Genomic DNA, 16,175 nt, shown 5'->3' with positions numbered 1-16,175 from the left:
CCCGCCCCATGAAAACCCCCGGCATCACCCTGCTCTCCCTGCTGTTACTGGAGAGCGCGCTCCCCGCACAGGCCGCCTCGCGCGTGGACCTGGCGGTCAAGGGCCGCATCACGCCCACCGCCTGCACCCCGCAGTTGTCCAACGGCGCGTTGATCGACTACGGCAAGATCTCCCACCAGGACCTGAACACGGACAAAAACACGCGCCTGCCGGTCAAGCTGCTGCAAGTCAGCATCGCCTGCAACGCCTCGAACCGCTTTGCCTTGCGCATGCACGACAATCGCGACGGTTCGGCCATGGTCAACAGCGAGATTTACTACGGCCTGGGCCTGGACAGCAGCGGCAACCGCATCGGCCTGTACGCCATGACCTTCGACCCCAGGCAAACCCTGGTCGACAGCACCACGCAGGTGTACGGCACCGAATCCACCACCGGCGGCGTGGCCTGGCGCACCGCCAACCTCAACCCGATCAATATCGGCGCCAACAGTTACCTGGGCTTTACCGACATCGCCGGCAGCACGGCCGGGCCCTCGGCAATCCAGGAGCTGATCAGCACGGTCAAGGTCGAAGCCGTGATCAATGCCACGCAAAACCTGGACCTGAGCAGCGACACACGACTCGACGGCCTTGCCACGCTGGAGGTGGTGTACCTCTAGACTTTCTCGCTGCTGACCTGCACATACTGCGCCCGCCCCGCCCCCAGCCCGGCAATGATGGCGCCCAGGCCGGTGACCGCGAAAATCCAGCCGATGGCCGACCAGCCGCCCGTCCAGTCGTGCACCAGGCCCACCGCAAATGGGCCAATGGACGCCAGGGTGTAGCCAAAGCCCTGGGCCATGCTCGACAGGTTGGCCGCCACATGGGAGTCGCGCGAGCGCAGCACGATCAGGGTCAGCGCCAGGCTGAACGTACCGCCCTGGCCCAGGCCGAGCAGGATCGCCCAGCCCCACAGGCCGTCCAGCGGTGCATACAGGCAACCGAACAAACCGCCGAGGGTCAGCAGCATCACCAGTACGATCGCCAGGCGCTGGTCTTTGCCACGGGTGGCGAGCCAGGGTGCGGCGAGGGAACTGAACAATTGCATGACGATAGAGCCGGACAACGCCAGCCCGGCTTCGGTGGCGCTCAGGCCACGACCGATCAGGATCGACGGCAGCCAGCCAAACACGATGTACGACAGGGACGATTGCAGGCCCATGTACAAGGTGACCTGCCAGGCCAACGGATCACGCAGCAGGCCCTTCACTCGGTAGGCGACCTGGTGGGTGGCGTGTCTGCGGCCGACCTGCGGTAACCAGAACAACGCCGCCGCCAACGCCGGCAGAATCCAGAAGCCCAGACCAATGGTCCAGCGGTCACCGAAGTAATGACTCAGCGGCACCGTGGCACCGGCGGCCAACGCCGCGCCCAGGCACAGGGCCATGGTGTAGACGCCGGTCATGGCACCGGCCTGCCTGGCGAAATCACGCTTGATCAGGCCCGGCAGCAAGACGCCGATGATGCCGATGCTCGCACCGGCGATCAGGCTGCCGGCGAACAAGCCCACTTCGCCAAAAGCGCTGCGCAGGATGATGCCGGCAGCCAGGGTCAGCAAAATCCCCAACACCACCCGCTCGGCGCCAAACCGCCGGGCCAGGATCGGCGCCGTGGGTGCGAACAGGCCGAGGCACAACACCGGCAGGGTGGTGAGCAAACCGGCCTTGGCCGCCGACAACCCCAGGCCGCTGGAGACGTCGGCCAGCAATGGCGCCACGCTCGACAACGCCGGACGCAGGTTCAAGGCCACCAGGATCAGGCCCAGCAGCAGCAACCAGGGGCGACTCACCACCGGGTGGCTGCTTTGCACCACGTCGTCGTCGGCCTCGGCGTCGATCAACAGTTCGTCCAACTCGCTCGTACGCTTGGTTTCAGGGTTCATTGATCAACTGCCGGCAAAGGGATTTGGCGCGTTCCGGGTCCTGGTGTTCCACGGCTGCGAGCAGGGCGATATGCAGGTCGAACACCGCCTGGCGACGCGGCGAAATGTTCAGGGTCTGGCGCAACTGCGCGCCGACGATGGCGGAAAAGTACTGGTACAGCTCGCTCAACGCCGGGTTGTGCGCGGCGTCCACCAGGCGTTTGTGGAACAGCAGGTCGGCGCTGATATAGGCCTCGAGGTCACCGTGGTACAGCACCGCGCTGGCCTTGAGTGCCTCATGCAAAGCGGTGAGGTCGGCGTCGGTACGGCGCACCGCCGCGAGCCCGACGGCCTCCACTTCCAGGATCTGCCGCGTCTCCTGCGCCTGCTCCAGGGTGCAGTGGGATAACGCGCGCATGGCCCCCAGCGGGTCGGTCATCGAGCGCAGGTAACTGCCGTCGCCCTGGCGGATCTCGATCAACCCGGAGAACGCCAACACGCGCATGGCCTCGCGCACGGTGTTGCGGCTGATGCCCAGCTCGGCGGCCAGCTCCGGCTCGGTGGGCAGGCGTTCGCCGATGGCCCACCGGCCTTCGCTGATGCGCCAGCGCAATTGCTCAAGGGCCTGGTCCACCAGGGAGCGTTTGATCAAGGGGGCGATGTCTGTCATGGAATGCAGGCTTTCGTCCAATCATAGGATGAATTTTCCTACAGCCTATTCAGAGTTGCCTACAAAGGCAACGCACTAGGGTTCTTAGGCAGGAAAAGGAGCAGTATTTTCGATTGGTAAAATTACCCTCAAAGGGTAATTATTCGGCTCAGGTGTCTTATGGAAAAGTACACACCTCATTACGATCTGGCGGTGATCAAGGCGGACGTCAGGCGGCTTGGAGGCCGGGCATTTACGCTCGCAGCAAAGCAAACAGGCGCGCGGCTCGGTCTGAGTATCAAGGAGATGCAAGAGGTCGTTTTCGAACTACAAAACAGGATGTTGTACAAATCGATGACCACGTATGCCGATCACCGGGTGTGGCAGGACGTGTACCACATCAATTCACACGGTCTGGAGATTTACATCAAGGTCACTTACTGCACAGCCGGTAACCCTCCAGTGATCTCCTTCAAGAAGAAGAGCTCATGAACACTCAACATTGCTTCATTTGCGGTGCACCCGACGCCATGAGGCGCTTCGAAAGCCGCAGCGAAACCCTCCGTGTCAACGGTATGGAACGGCGTGTCGATGACCTGTCTGGCTGGGAATGCCAACTGTGCGGCGACGGCATGCATGACCCTGACAGCTCCGACCGCTATAGCGCCGCCAGCGATGAACTGGTCCGTACCGCGCGGACAATGATCGGCAACGAGATGAAACGCATCCGTCGCAAGCTGCACCTTACGCAGAAAGAAGCCGTGCAACTGTTGTCCGGTGGCGGTCACAACGCTTTTTCACGTTATGAACGCGGTGAGCTTCTGCCACCGAAGCCACTGGTTCTATTGATGCGATTGTTGGACCGTTACCCTCACCTGCTCGCCGACGCCAGGGTCTTGGCCGAAGGCGCTGACCTGCGGGGCTTCACCCATACCGCGAACACAGGGCAGGAGGCGCTCAAGGCCTCCTGAACAGACAAAAATAAACCCGGCCAGGCCGGGTTTATTTTTTCAGGCATCGATCAATGCAGGATCTGGCTCAAGAACAGCTTGGTCCGGTCATTCTGCGGGTTGTCGAAGAAGTCATTCGGCGCCGCCTGTTCGACGATCTCGCCCTTGTCCATGAAAATCACACGGTTGGCCACGGTGCGCGCGAAACCCATTTCGTGGGTCACGCACAACATGGTCATGCCGTCTTCGGCCAGGCCGATCATGGTGTCGAGTACTTCCTTGACCATTTCCGGATCGAGGGCCGAGGTCGGCTCATCGAACAGCATGATTTTCGGCTTCATGCACAGGGCGCGGGCAATCGCAACGCGCTGTTGCTGGCCGCCGGACAGTTGCCCCGGAAACTTGTGGGCCTGCTCCGGGATGCGCACACGCTCCAGGTAGTGCATGGCGATTTCCTCGGCCTTGCGCTTGGGCATCTTGCGCACCCACATCGGCGCCAGCGTGCAGTTCTGCAGGATGGTCAGGTGCGGGAACAGGTTGAAGTGCTGGAACACCATGCCGACTTCACGGCGGATCGCTTCGATCTGCTTGAGGTCGTTGGTCAGTTCCACGCCATCGACCACGATGCGGCCCTGCTGGTGCTCTTCCAGACGGTTGAGGCAACGGATGGTGGTGGACTTGCCCGAACCCGACGGGCCGCACAGCACGATACGCTCGCCCTGCTTGACGTTGAGGTTGATGTCTTTCAACACATGGAACTGGCCGTACCACTTGTTGACGCCCTGCATCTGGATAATGCCTTCAGGGCTCACAGGCTGTTTGATCGCTTCGCTCATAACATCAACTCCTAACGCTTGTGGCCTGTGTCGAGCTTGTGTTCCAAATGAATGGAATAGCGCGACATACCAAAACAGAAAATCCAGAACACCAGGGCGGCAAACACATAGCCTTCGGTGGCCATGCCCAACCATTTAGGGTCGGCGGCGGCTTGCTTGACGCTGTTGAGCAGGTCGAACAGGCCGATGATGATCACCAGGCTGGTGTCCTTGAACAAGGCGATAAACGTGTTGACGATGCCCGGGATCACCATCTTCAGGGCTTGCGGCAGAATCACCAGGCCCATGCTGCGCCAGTAACCCAGGCCCATCGCCGCGGCCGCTTCGTACTGACCTTTAGGGATCGCCTGCAAACCGCCACGCACCACCTCGGCCACGTAGGCCGACTGGAACAGGATCACGCCGATCAACGCCCGCAGCAGCTTGTCGATGCCCATGCCTTCGGGCAGGAACAACGGCAGCATCACCGAGGACATGAACAGCACGGTGATCAACGGCACGCCGCGCCAGAACTCAATGAAGGTCACGCAGACCACACGAATCGCCGGCATGTTCGAGCGCCGCCCCAAGGCCAGCACAATCCCCAGCGGCAAGGCACCGGCGATGCCGACAGTGGCGATGACCAGGGTCAGCATCAGGCCGCCCCATTGGCTGGTTGCCACATTGGTCAGCCCGAAGATCCCGCCGTGGAGCAGGAAGTAGGCGATGATCGGGTACAGCACCAGGAAGCTCAGGCCATAGACCGCCTTGCGTGGGAAACGCGAGATGAACAACGGCGCCACGCCGACGATGGCCAGCCACACGGTCAGGTCCACACGCCAGCGCAGGTCGCCGGGGTAGTAGCCGTACATGAACTGCCCGAAGCGCTGCTGGATAAACACCCAGCACGCGCCTTCCTTGGTGCAGTCGGCGCGGGTGGTGCCGACCCAGTTGGCATCGAGGATGGCCCACTGCAGGATCGGCGGCACCACCAGGTAGATCAGGTAGAACGCCAACAGCGTCAGCAGGGTATTGAGCCAACTGGAGAACAGGTTGGCGCGCATCCAGGCCATCGGTCCGAAGACTTTGCTCGGCGGCGGCATATCAGGTTTGAAAGTATGCGAACTCATGTGCGTTTCCTCACCGCTCGATCAGCGCAATGCGCTTGTTGTACCAGTTCATCAGCAGGGAAATGCTGATGCTGATCGCCAGGTACACGCTCATGGTGATGGCAATAACCTCGATGGCCTGGCCGGTCTGGTTGAGCACCGTGCCGGCAAACAGCGAAACCATTTCCGGGTAACCGATACCGGCGGCCAGCGACGAGTTCTTCGCCAGGTTCAGGTACTGGCTGGTCAGCGGCGGAATGATCACCCGCAGGGCTTGCGGGATGATGACCTTGCGCAGCGTCGGCCCAGGGCGCAGGCCCAGGGAGCGCGCAGCTTCGGTCTGGCCGTGGCTGACGGACTTGATGCCCGAACGCACGATCTCGGCGATAAACGCTGCCGTGTACACGGTAAGCGCCAGGGTCAGGGCCAGCAGTTCAGGGATCAGTACCCAGCCGCCGACAAAGTTAAAACCTGAAAGCTTTGGCATTTCCCAGTGCAGCGGCGCGCCGAAGATCAAGGCACACAACGCCGGGATCACGATAAACAGCGCCAGGCCCGCCCAGAACTTGTGGAAGGGTACGCCGGTCGCCTCAAAGCGCTTGTTGGCCCAACGCGCCATCAGCACGATTGCCACGATGGCAACCACGATGCTGGCCACAAACGGCCAGAACCCGTCAGCGGCCAGCGCTGCGGGCATGTTCAGGCCACGGCTGCTGACAAAGAAGGTGTCACCGAAGTTATGGCTGTTGCGCGGCCCCGGCATGGTCAGGAACACCGCGAAGTACCAGAACAGGATCTGCAGCAGCGGCGGAATGTTGCGGAACACTTCCACATACACGGTCGCCAGCTTGTTGATCATCCAGTTCGGTGACAGGCGCGCCACGCCGATGATGAAGCCCAGCAGGGTCGCCAGGATCACCCCGATAAAGGTCACCAGCAAAGTGTTGAGCAGCCCGATCACAAAGACACGGGCATAGCTGTCCGATTCGGTGTAGTCGATCAAATGCTGCGCGATGCCGAAGCCGGCACTGCGCTCAAGAAAGTCGAAACCCGAGGTAATGCCCCGGTGCTGAAGGTTGGTCTGGGTATTGTCGAAGAGGTACCAGCCCAGCGAGATCACCGCCACAATCGTGATGATCTGGAAGAGCCACGCACGCACTTTGGGATCGCTGAAGCTGAGCTTCCGATTTGGTGCGCCGATTTGTTTTTGCATGAAGTGCCCCGGAAAGAATGGAACAGAACATCACCCGGCGGTTGGCCCACCGGGTGACAGAACCATCAGCGATCAGCGCACAGGCGGTGCGTATTGAATGCCGCCGTTGTTCCACAGCGCGTTCAGGCCGCGGTCGATTTCCAGCGGGGTGCTCTTGCCCAGGTTGCGCTCGAACACTTCACCGTAGTTACCGACTTGCTTGACGATCTGTACGACCCAATCCTTCTTCACTTTCAGGTCTTTGCCGTATTCGCCGTCAGCACCGAGCAGACGCGCAACGTCCGGGTTCTTGGTGGACTTGGCTTCAGCTTCAACGTTTTTGGACGTGATGCCGGCTTCTTCAGCGTTGAGCATGGCGTAGCCCACCCAGCGCACGATGGCCAGCCACTCGTCATCACCGTTACGCACGACCGGGCCCAGCGGTTCCTTGGAAATGGTTTCCGGCAGAACTACGTAGTCTTTTGGCGAGGCCAGCTTGCTGCGCTGGGCGAACAGTTGGGACTTGTCGGAAGTCAGTACGTCGCAACGACCGGATTCCAGCGACTTGGCGCTTTCATCGGAGGTGTCGAAGGTGATCGGGGTGTATTTGAGGTTGTTGCCACGGAAGTAGTCGGAAACGTTCAGCTCAGTGGTGGTACCGGCCTGGATGCAGATGGTTGCACCGTCCAGTTCCTTGGCACTTTTGACGCCCAGCTTGTTGTTAACCAGGAAGCCGATGCCGTCGTAGTAAGTGATGAAGCCCGGGAATTTCAGGCCCATGCCCGCATCGCGGGAGCTGGTCATGGTGGTGTTGCGCGACAGGATGTCGACTTCGCCGGATTGAAGCGCGGTGAAACGCTCCTTGGCGTTCAACTGGCTGAATTTGACCTTGGTGGCGTCGCCGAAAACGGCAGCGGCCACGGCGCGGCAAACGTCAGCATCGATCCCGAGGATCTTGCCGCTGGCATCCGGTACCGAGAAGCCCGGCAAGCCGTCACTCACGCCACATTGCACAAAGCCTTTCTTCTGCACGGCGTCCAGAGTGGCGCCAGCCTGGGCGAAACCACTGACACCCAGTACAGCCGCCGCGCTAACGATGGCCAGGGTGGATTTCAATACCTTCATTCAAACCTCCAGTTGCTCTTGTTGTGTCGAAGCTCCAACCTCAGCGCACCCTTATGAGGCGATATCGACCCGTGTTGGCTTTTTTTAGGGTCAAGCGGCATGAGGCTTTCGCGGTAATTCCAGCGGCTATCCCAGAAGCGGCAGTCACTGATAGTGTTACCGTCCAGGGAAAGTTCTGACATCGACCTACACATAGCAAGGCGCGTACCAGAGTGGCGGCTGAGTCGTTTCAGCCCCTCGTCAATGGAAAAAGATTCAACCTTGCGACATTCTCTTAACAGATCAACCTGTCGCGCACCGTTCCGACGCACCCAATCGGAGCGCACGCACATATATGGAGCAGACATGACCGAACCCTTGATTCTTCAGCCCGCCAAGCCCGCAGACGCCTGCGTAATCTGGTTGCATGGCCTGGGTGCCGATCGCTACGACTTCCTGCCGGTGGCCGAGGCGCTGCAGGAAAGCTTGCTGTCCACCCGCTTTGTTTTGCCCCAGGCACCGACCCGTCCGGTGACGATCAATGGTGGCTACGAGATGCCCAGCTGGTACGACATCAAGGCCATGAGCCCGGCCCGCTCGATCAGTCTGGAAGAGCTGGAAGTGTCAGCAAAAATGCTGACCGATCTGATCGAAGCACAGAAGAGAACCGGAATAGACGCTTCGCGGATTTTCCTCGCGGGCTTTTCCCAAGGTGGCGCCGTGGTATTCCACACCGCGTTCCTGAATTGGGAGGGGCCATTGGGCGGCGTCATCGCCCTCTCCACCTACGCGCCCACCTTCAGCGATGAGCTTGAATTGTCGGCCAGCCAACAACGCATTCCAACGCTGTGCCTGCACGGCCAGTACGACGAGGTGGTACAGAACGCCATGGGCCGCAGCGCCTACGAGCACCTGAAAACCCGTGGTGTCACCGTGACATGGCAGGAATACCCAATGGGCCACGAAGTGTTACCCCAGGAGATTCACGATATAGGGACTTGGTTGACCGCTCGCCTGGGCTGAACCCCACGTTTATGTAGCCGTATGACAGACGCACTACGCCGCGCCCGATTCTTGCATTACACTGGCCGGCGTACATTCCTTAACCAATTAATGAGATCACCGTGCTCAAAGCACTCAAGAAGATGTTCGGCAAAAGCGAGGCTGAGCCGCTCGCGCCTGTTCCCAGTGCTCCTGTCCCCTCCTCCGGCAGCCGCAATGACGGTCAACAGCCAGGCCGGACTGCACCTGTCGCCCAGCCGAAGACGCCGACGGTGACACCGCCCGAACAGGCAAAACCCGAGACCCAAGCCGCACCCGCCCCCAAGCCTCGCCGGGAACGCGCGCCCAAACCGCCGGTGATCCCGTGGAAACTCGAGGATTTCGTCGTCGAGCCCCAGGAAGGCAAGACCCGCTTCCATGATTTCAAACTGGCCCCGGAACTGATGCACGCCATCCAGGACCTGGGGTTCCCGTACTGCACGCCGATCCAGGCGCAGGTACTGGGCTTTACCCTCGCCGGCAAAGATGCCATCGGTCGTGCCCAGACCGGTACCGGCAAGACCGCCGCGTTCCTGATCTCGATCATCACCCAGCTGCTGCAAACGCCGCCGCCGAAAGAACGCTACATGGGTGAACCGCGTGCGCTGATCATCGCGCCTACCCGTGAACTGGTGGTGCAGATCGCCAAGGACGCCGCCGACCTGACCAAGTACACCGGCCTCAACGTCATGACGTTCGTCGGCGGCATGGACTTCGACAAGCAGCTCAAGCACCTCGAAGCCCGCCACTGCGACATCCTGGTGGCAACCCCCGGCCGCCTGCTGGACTTCAACCAGCGCGGCGACGTGCACCTGGACATGGTCGAAGTGATGGTGCTGGACGAAGCCGACCGCATGCTCGACATGGGTTTCATCCCACAAGTGCGCCAGATCATTCGCCAGACCCCGCCGAAAAACGAGCGCCAAACCCTGCTGTTCTCCGCGACCTTCACCGAAGACGTGATGAACCTCGCCAAGCAGTGGACCACCGAGCCGTCCATCGTCGAGATCGAAGCGCTGAACGTCGCCAGCGAAAACGTCGAACAGCACATCTATGCCGTGGCCGGTGCCGACAAGTACAAGCTGCTCTACAACCTGGTCAACGACAACGGCTGGGAACGCGTGATGGTGTTCGCCAACCGCAAGGACGAAGTGCGCCGCATCGAGGAACGCCTGGTGCGCGATGGCGTGAATGCCGCGCAACTGTCGGGCGATGTGCCGCAACACAAGCGCATCAAGACCCTGGAAGGCTTCCGCGAAGGCAAGATCCGCGTGCTGGTGGCCACCGACGTGGCCGGGCGCGGGATTCACATCGACGGCATCAGCCACGTGATCAACTTCACCCTGCCGGAAGTGCCGGACGACTACGTGCACCGCATCGGCCGTACCGGCCGGGCGGGGGCTGCGGGCGTGTCGATCAGCTTTGCCGGGGAGGATGACTCGTATCAGTTGCCGTCGATCGAGACCTTGCTGGGCCGCAAGATCAGTTGCGAGACTCCGCCGACGCACTTGCTGCGGGCTGTAGAACGCAAACGCCCGTAAGCTGAAAAGCGATAAAAATGTGGGAGGGGCGGTGCGACGATTCGACTTGCCCCCTCCCACATTTGGTTAAGTGTTCGGCTGGTTATTTCCAGCGATCCGCCGCAGCGTGGTCGCTGTCCCGCCCTTCCACCCAGCGCGCACCCTCACGGGTGTTTTCCTTCTTCCAGAAAGGCGCACGGGTTTTCAGGTAATCCATCACAAACGCACAGGCATCGAACGCGGCCTGGCGATGGGCACTGGCGGCGGCCACGAACACTATCGGCTCGCCAGGCTCCAGCGCACCGATACGATGCAGCACTTCGAGCTTGAGCAGCGGCCAGCGTTGCTCGGCTTCGACGGCGATCTTGGCCAAGGCTTTTTCAGTCATGCCCGGATAGTGTTCGAGAAACATCCCGGACACCTCTCGGCCCTCGTTGAAATCGCGCACATAGCCGACGAAACTCACCACCGCGCCCACGCCCACATTCGCCGCGTGCATCGCGTTGACCTCGGCACCGGGGTCAAACGGTTCGACCTGTACACGAATGGCCATGTTCAGCCTCCGGTCACGGGCGGGAAGAACGCAACTTCATCACCGGCCTGCAACGGCTCGTCGAGAGCACACAACTCCTGGTTGCGAGCACACATCAAGCTGGTTTCGTTGAGCACTTCAAAGCCCGGATCAGCGGCCAGCGCCTGGCGCACAGCATCGACCGTGGCGAATTCGCCTTCCATCTCAAGTGAATCCAGGCCTATTTTTTCGCTGTAACGCGCGAAAAACAGTACGTTGATGCTCATTGTCCATCCGCCTTGAAATGCCCGCTCTTACCGCCAAGCTTTTCCAGCAGGCGAATGTTTTCGATGGTCATGCCGCGATCCACGGCCTTGCACATGTCGTAGATCGTCAGCGCCGCGACGCTGGCCGCCGTCAACGCTTCCATCTCTACGCCGGTCTGCCCGGACAGCTTGCAGCGCGCGACGATGTGTACCGAGTCTGCGCCATCGGCACTCAGTTCGACCTTGACTCCGGTCAACATCAGCGGGTGACACAGGGGAATCAGATCACTGGTTTTTTTCGCCGCCTGGATCCCGGCGATGCGGGCCACGGCAAACACGTCGCCCTTGGGATGGGCGCCGTCGACGATCATTTGCAGGGTCTCGGGCAGCATGCGCACCCGCGCTTCGGCCACCGCCTCCCGGAACGTCACGGACTTGTCGGTGACGTCGACCATATGGGCGCGACCTTGGGAATCGAGATGAGTCAGCACAGGGATACTCCTGATCAGGAGCGGCGATTGTAAACCCAACACGCAATAAATGTGGGAGCAGCGGTGCGACGCACCGCCGCTCCAACGGTTACAGGTGCGACTCTGCGTATTCAGCCAGAATCGAGCGAGGCACCCCTTGCAGCGCGATATGCACGCCGTTCGGGAAGTCCTTGAAGCGTTCCGTCAGGTAGGTCAGCCCGGAGCTGGTCGCGGACAGGTAAGGGGTGTCGATCTGTGCCAGGTTGCCCAGGCACACCACTTTGGAACCGGCGCCGGCACGGGTGATGATGGTTTTCATCTGGTGCGGGGTCAGGTTCTGGCATTCATCGATCAAAATCAGGCTCTGCTGGAAGCTGCGACCTCGGATGTAGTTGAGGGATTTGAACTGCAACGGCACTTTGCTGAGGATGTAGTCGACGCTGCCATGGGTGTTTTCGTCATCCATGTGCAAGGCTTCGAGGTTGTCGGTGATCGCCCCCAGCCACGGCTCCATTTTTTCCGCCTCGGTACCGGGCAAAAAGCCGATTTCCTGGTCCAGGCCCTGCACGGAGCGGGTGGCGATGATGCGGCGATAGCGCTTGGTCACCATGGTCTGCTCGATGGCGGCAGCCAGGGCGAGGATGGTTTTACCGGAACCGGCAGCGCCCGTCAGGTTGACCAGGTGGATGTCCGGGTCGAGCAGCGCATACAGCGCCAGGCTCTGGTAGATGTCACGCGGTTTCAGGCCCCAGGCTTCCTGGTGCAACAGGGGTTCCTGATGCAGGTCGAGGATCAGCAGCTTGTCGACCTGGATCTCTTTGATCCAGCCCACGAAGCCCTGTTCGTCGACAATGAATTCATTGATATGCACGGCCGGCAGGTTGTCGATCAGTTGTACCTGGTGCCAGGTACGGCCATGGTCCTGACGGGTTTCGACCTTGCTGACACGGTCCCAGAACGAGCCGGTCATCATGTGATAACCACGGGACAGCATCGACACGTCGTCGACCAGTTGGTCGGTACTGTAGTCCTCGGCAGCGATCCCACACGCTCGTGCCTTGAGGCGCATATTGATGTCTTTGGTCACCAGCACCACGCGCAGGTCCTTGTCACGAGCGTGCAGGTCGATCAATTGGTTGATGATTTTGTTGTCGTTCAGGTTTTCCGGCAGCAGGCTGTTGGGCTCGCTGCGCTTGCTCATCAGGATCGACAGCAAGCCCTTGGGCCCGCTTTTGCCGCGCTGGATCGGCACGCCGACCTCAACGTCCTCGGGTGACGCTTCGCCCAGGGTCTTGTCGATCAGGCGGATGGCCTGGCGGCATTCGGCAGCCACGCTGTGGTGCCCGCTTTTGAGTTTGTCGAGCTCCTCAAGCACGATCATCGGGATGGCGACGTGGTGTTCTTCGAAGTTAAGCAGTGCGTTTGGATCGTGGATCAGTACATTGGTATCAAGCACATAAAGGATTGGCTGGTCGGAAGAAGGGTTACGTCCATGATCATCCATACTCGGTCACCTTTGTGGGAGCCAGTCGACGCAATACCACAACAGTGCTGCGCCTCGATTCGACCACCGACTGCACCTGAGTGACGTCAAGCGCAGTGCCCACATGAGGAGTCTTGGAAGACGCCACCTGTGTTGCAGGTTTCGGCGATCTGACTTCGTAATACCGCAAAACCCATGACAGGAAAAAGTACTTTGACGCTTTTTTGAAGTTTATTTTTCAGGATGACGAATAGCACTAGCCGAGTGCCCGACGCACCGTTAAAGTCGGAAGTCCGCCTGCATCGAAATGTCGCACAAAATCAGCGCCAAAATGCCTCCAACCCAACAGGGCCGGGCACTTCATCCTTTTAACGAAACGCCTCCCGGCAGTCCTGCCAACCCAGCCCACTCTGCGCCGTTGCCTGCAGCAACATCGGCAGTGCTACCCGCGCCTTGTCCTGGGTGTCGTGAAACACAATCACGCCTTTGCGCCACAACAGCATCAACGTCAGCACCCGTTGCGCCGACTCATCGGCCTTGAGCTTGCCCGGCTCGTCCTGGGAATCGATGTCCCATAACGCCACCTGCAAGCCCTGGGACTGGAAGAACCCCTGGCTGTCCGCGCGCCGCTGCCCGTAAGGCGGGCGGAACAGCGGCACGTAGTTTTCCGGCATCAGGTTCTGCACCAACTGCGCGCTGCGGGTGATGGAACTCTGCCAGTCCACCCAATGGCTGTGGGAACGGTACTGCCAGCCCTCGGTACCGACGCACTGTCCCTGGTACAACGCCTCCACCTCAGCGGCAGAACTGCGCTCCACACGGTTTTGCAGGCTGCTGCCGAGGACAAAGAAGGTGGCGTTCATATTCTGCTTGCGCAGGTAGTCGGCGAGCCAGTCGGTGTTGCCGCTGACCGGTGCCGGACCGCCGTCGAAGGTCAGCAGGAACAGGCGGTCGTTGAACTCATCGCCATTGCGTTCATGGTCGCCAAAGCGCGCGACTTCGCTGCTGATCTGCGGAAACAGCGCGGCCTTGCGCAGCAGTTCGTCCAGATAACGCTCGTGGAAAGCATGGCTGGGGGCGGCCCAGCCTATATAGAAGGAGTCTTCGCTGATCGCCAGCTTGCCGGCCTGCTCGCGCAGGTCGTCCATGTTCTCCACCAGGTAGCAGAACGAGGCGTCGACTTCGCAGCTCTGCTGGGCGAACGTGTAGTTCTCCAGCAGGCGCTGCCAAAGCTCGCGACGCAGATCGTCGATGGCGGCCAGGTTGATGATCTTCAAGCCCAGGCGCTGCTTGAGTGCGGTTTCATCCTGGGATTCACTGGCCAGCAGGCTGTGGGCGAACATCAGGATTTCCGCACGCGAAGCCACGTCGAACAGGGCAGGACTGCTGAGTTTTTCCGGCCAGGTGCCACGGTCCAGGCTGGCTACATCCACCGGCGCCGCCTGGGCATTCAGGCACAGCAGGCACGCCGACAATAAAAGCGCTATTCGCACGCAGGGTCTCCCTCTCCAGAGTCACCGGCCATCATAGCGGATCGCGCCTATCGCCATCATAGGTGGAGTCAAAACGCCCAACCCCCTAGAATCCCCGCACGATTTACAGGAGACGACTTCATGCTGATGGTGATTTCCCCCGCCAAGACCCTCGATTTCGAGACCCCAGCGGTGACCCAGCGCTTTACCCAGCCACAGTACCTGGACCATTCCCAGGTGCTGATCGAGCAACTGCGCGAGCTGAGCCCGGCGCAGATCAGCGAATTGATGCACGTGTCCGACAAGATCGGTGGCCTCAATGCCGCCCGCTTCGGCAGCTGGACCCCGGCCTTCACCCCCGAGAATGCCAAGCAGGCCTTGCTGGCGTTCAAGGGCGACGTGTACACCGGCCTGAACGCCGAGACCTTCAGCGATGCCGACTTCAGCTACGCCCAGGACCACCTGCGCATGCTCTCGGGCCTGTACGGCCTGCTGCGCCCCCTGGACCTGATGATGCCGTACCGCCTGGAGATGGGCACCAAACTCGCCAACGCCCGTGGCAAGGACCTGTACGCCTTCTGGGGCACGCGCATCAGCGAATGGCTGAACGAAGCCCTGGCCGAACAAGGCGACGACGTGCTGCTCAACCTGGCCTCCAACGAGTACTTCTCGGCGGTCAAGCGCACGGCCCTGAACGCTCGGATCATCAACACCGAGTTCAAGGACCTGAAGAACGGCCAGTACAAGATCATCAGCTTCTACGCGAAAAAGGCCCGGGGCATGATGAGCCGCTTCGTGATCGAAGAGCGCATCAACGATCCGGCCAGGCTCAAGCAGTTCGATGTGCAGGGTTACCGCTTCAATGCGGAGCAGTCCAAGCCGGACAATCTGGTGTTCCTGCGCGATCACGCACCGGAATAAGGCCGTACCAGCCTCTTTCAGACAATGACATCCAAATGTGGGAGGGGCTTGCCCCGATTGCGGTGGTTCAGTCACGAATCTATCGACTGATGCACTGCCATCGGGGCCAAGCCTCCTCCCACATTTTTATCCGCGCTTCACACCAAGAATCGTCATTTATTTGACGTCAAAAAATATCCCGACACATCCCTAACATTTCTTTCACTCGACTTTTCCGATTTTTTTTCGTAGTGGCACCACTTTTTTAAAACACTAGTGGCACAAAACTATCCCTTCGCGCCAACTACCCGTAACTACTGGCCCAGATAGCAAGTGCTATCAATATAGTACCAGTGCCATCTTTACCTATATTTCAAGAAATTTCGGGAAACAGGATGAGCGGCCAGGAACTTCGTCCTGAAGCGCCGCTCATACCACCGGTAACGAAATTCTCTGTTTCTGTAGGAGATGACTTACAAGGCGGACCAACGGAAGTAGCGAAGTTGTCATATTCAACTTTGACTCAGTGGTCACATTACCAACCGATTAGTTGAGAGCGGCGATAAGGATCCATTGCCACGAACTATAAGGCCAAGGCTGTGCTTACCCTAATGGGTCAGTGAGACAACCCAAGGCATTGATATGTAAAGGCTTACAGCCTCTATCAAGGCCCTGCGGCACTGGCGCCAGGCCCTTCTCCCAGGAAGGCTGGCTGCATTTCAGGGCAGGCCCCAATAACAAGGCCAAGTTGCGCACAACTTGAGTGCAATAGTTAGTCACTCGTTATTCAACA

17 protein-coding genes are annotated in these 16,175 nt (G+C 60.1%); 6 read left to right on the top strand and 11 right to left on the bottom strand.

Features of this window, described 5'->3' with window-relative positions:
* Positions 1-8: 8 nt before the first annotated feature.
* The gene (locus C8K58_RS15450) at positions 9-659 is read left to right on the top strand and encodes a DUF1120 domain-containing protein (protein WP_108573905.1); all 651 of its coding nucleotides are present in this window, start codon (positions 9-11) and stop codon (positions 657-659) included.
* Here the strand turns inward: C8K58_RS15450 and C8K58_RS15445 are convergent.
* Positions 656-1,921 carry a CynX/NimT family MFS transporter gene (locus C8K58_RS15445; protein WP_108573904.1) on the bottom strand — a complete coding sequence of 422 codons (1,266 nt, stop codon included), beginning with the start codon at positions 1,919-1,921 and terminating at the stop codon, positions 656-658. The genes C8K58_RS15450 and C8K58_RS15445 overlap by 4 nt on opposite strands.
* On the bottom strand, positions 1,911-2,570 hold the full coding sequence (locus C8K58_RS15440) for a FadR/GntR family transcriptional regulator (RefSeq protein ID WP_092356653.1): 660 nt from the start codon (positions 2,568-2,570) through the stop codon (positions 1,911-1,913). Before C8K58_RS15440 ends, C8K58_RS15445 begins: the two co-directional genes overlap by 11 nt.
* Positions 2,571-2,729: 159 nt before the next feature.
* On the opposite strand from C8K58_RS15440, the gene C8K58_RS15435 reads away from it, so the two are divergent.
* On the top strand, positions 2,730-3,041 hold the full coding sequence (locus tag C8K58_RS15435; RefSeq protein WP_092356204.1) for a type II toxin-antitoxin system MqsR family toxin: 312 nt from the start codon (positions 2,730-2,732) through the stop codon (positions 3,039-3,041).
* Positions 3,038-3,520 carry a type II toxin-antitoxin system MqsA family antitoxin gene (locus tag C8K58_RS15430; protein ID WP_098480346.1) on the top strand — a complete coding sequence of 161 codons (483 nt, stop codon included), beginning with the start codon at positions 3,038-3,040 and terminating at the stop codon, positions 3,518-3,520. Before C8K58_RS15435 ends, C8K58_RS15430 begins: the two co-directional genes overlap by 4 nt.
* Before the next feature lie 50 nt (positions 3,521-3,570).
* Here the strand turns inward: C8K58_RS15430 and C8K58_RS15425 are convergent, their stop codons facing one another.
* The 4 genes from C8K58_RS15425 to C8K58_RS15410 all read right to left on the bottom strand — a co-directional run bounded on the left by C8K58_RS15425 (position 3,571) and on the right by C8K58_RS15410 (position 7,740).
* Positions 3,571-4,335, bottom strand: coding sequence for an amino acid ABC transporter ATP-binding protein (locus C8K58_RS15425; protein WP_003171943.1), 765 nt, complete (start codon positions 4,333-4,335; stop codon positions 3,571-3,573).
* Between the two features lie 11 nt (positions 4,336-4,346).
* Entirely contained in the window at positions 4,347-5,444 is a 1,098-nt protein-coding gene (locus C8K58_RS15420; RefSeq protein ID WP_027604714.1) for an amino acid ABC transporter permease, read from the bottom strand.
* A gap of 10 nt (positions 5,445-5,454) precedes the next feature.
* Positions 5,455-6,636, bottom strand: a complete 1,182-nt coding sequence (locus tag C8K58_RS15415; protein WP_027604715.1) for an amino acid ABC transporter permease — start codon at positions 6,634-6,636, stop codon at positions 5,455-5,457.
* 72 nt (positions 6,637-6,708) lie between these two features.
* Positions 6,709-7,740: an amino acid ABC transporter substrate-binding protein gene (locus tag C8K58_RS15410; RefSeq protein ID WP_027604716.1), complete on the bottom strand. Its 1,032-nt coding sequence runs from the start codon at positions 7,738-7,740 to the stop codon at positions 6,709-6,711.
* Between the two features lie 345 nt (positions 7,741-8,085).
* On the opposite strand from C8K58_RS15410, the gene C8K58_RS15405 reads away from it, so the two are divergent.
* Positions 8,086-8,742, top strand: a complete 657-nt coding sequence (locus C8K58_RS15405) for an alpha/beta hydrolase (RefSeq protein ID WP_027604717.1) — start codon at positions 8,086-8,088, stop codon at positions 8,740-8,742.
* A gap of 95 nt (positions 8,743-8,837) precedes the next feature.
* Entirely contained in the window at positions 8,838-10,301 is a 1,464-nt protein-coding gene (gene rhlB / locus C8K58_RS15400; RefSeq protein WP_166655309.1) for an ATP-dependent RNA helicase RhlB, read from the top strand.
* A gap of 82 nt (positions 10,302-10,383) precedes the next feature.
* Here the strand turns inward: rhlB and moaE are convergent, their stop codons facing one another.
* The 5 genes from moaE to C8K58_RS15375 form a co-directional block, all read right to left on the bottom strand.
* Positions 10,384-10,833: a molybdopterin synthase catalytic subunit MoaE gene (gene moaE, locus C8K58_RS15395; RefSeq protein WP_027604719.1), complete on the bottom strand. Its 450-nt coding sequence runs from the start codon at positions 10,831-10,833 to the stop codon at positions 10,384-10,386.
* A gap of 2 nt (positions 10,834-10,835) precedes the next feature.
* On the bottom strand, positions 10,836-11,078 hold the full coding sequence (gene moaD / locus C8K58_RS15390) for a molybdopterin converting factor subunit 1 (RefSeq protein ID WP_027604720.1): 243 nt from the start codon (positions 11,076-11,078) through the stop codon (positions 10,836-10,838).
* Complete coding sequence (gene moaC, locus C8K58_RS15385; RefSeq protein WP_027604721.1) at positions 11,075-11,548, bottom strand: cyclic pyranopterin monophosphate synthase MoaC; 474 nt, start codon at positions 11,546-11,548, stop codon at positions 11,075-11,077. Before moaC ends, moaD begins: the two co-directional genes overlap by 4 nt.
* Before the next feature lie 88 nt (positions 11,549-11,636).
* A complete protein-coding gene (locus C8K58_RS15380) occupies positions 11,637-13,031 on the bottom strand; it encodes a PhoH family protein (RefSeq protein WP_005785025.1) in 1,395 nt (464 codons plus the stop codon).
* 347 nt (positions 13,032-13,378) lie between these two features.
* Positions 13,379-14,503, bottom strand: a complete 1,125-nt coding sequence (locus C8K58_RS15375) for a polysaccharide deacetylase family protein (protein WP_092356195.1) — start codon at positions 14,501-14,503, stop codon at positions 13,379-13,381.
* A gap of 120 nt (positions 14,504-14,623) precedes the next feature.
* Between C8K58_RS15375 and yaaA the strand changes: the two genes are divergently transcribed.
* On the top strand, positions 14,624-15,403 hold the full coding sequence (gene yaaA, locus C8K58_RS15370; protein ID WP_027604723.1) for a peroxide stress protein YaaA: 780 nt from the start codon (positions 14,624-14,626) through the stop codon (positions 15,401-15,403).
* Positions 15,404-16,175 lie beyond the last annotated feature (772 nt).

The organism is Pseudomonas sp. GV047 (genome assembly GCF_003058245.1).
In the GTDB taxonomy this organism is placed as follows: domain Bacteria; phylum Pseudomonadota; class Gammaproteobacteria; order Pseudomonadales; family Pseudomonadaceae; genus Aquipseudomonas; species Aquipseudomonas marginalis.
The sequence above is the reverse complement of the archived record's forward strand: the minus strand, read 5'-3'. Positions and strand labels throughout refer to the sequence as shown.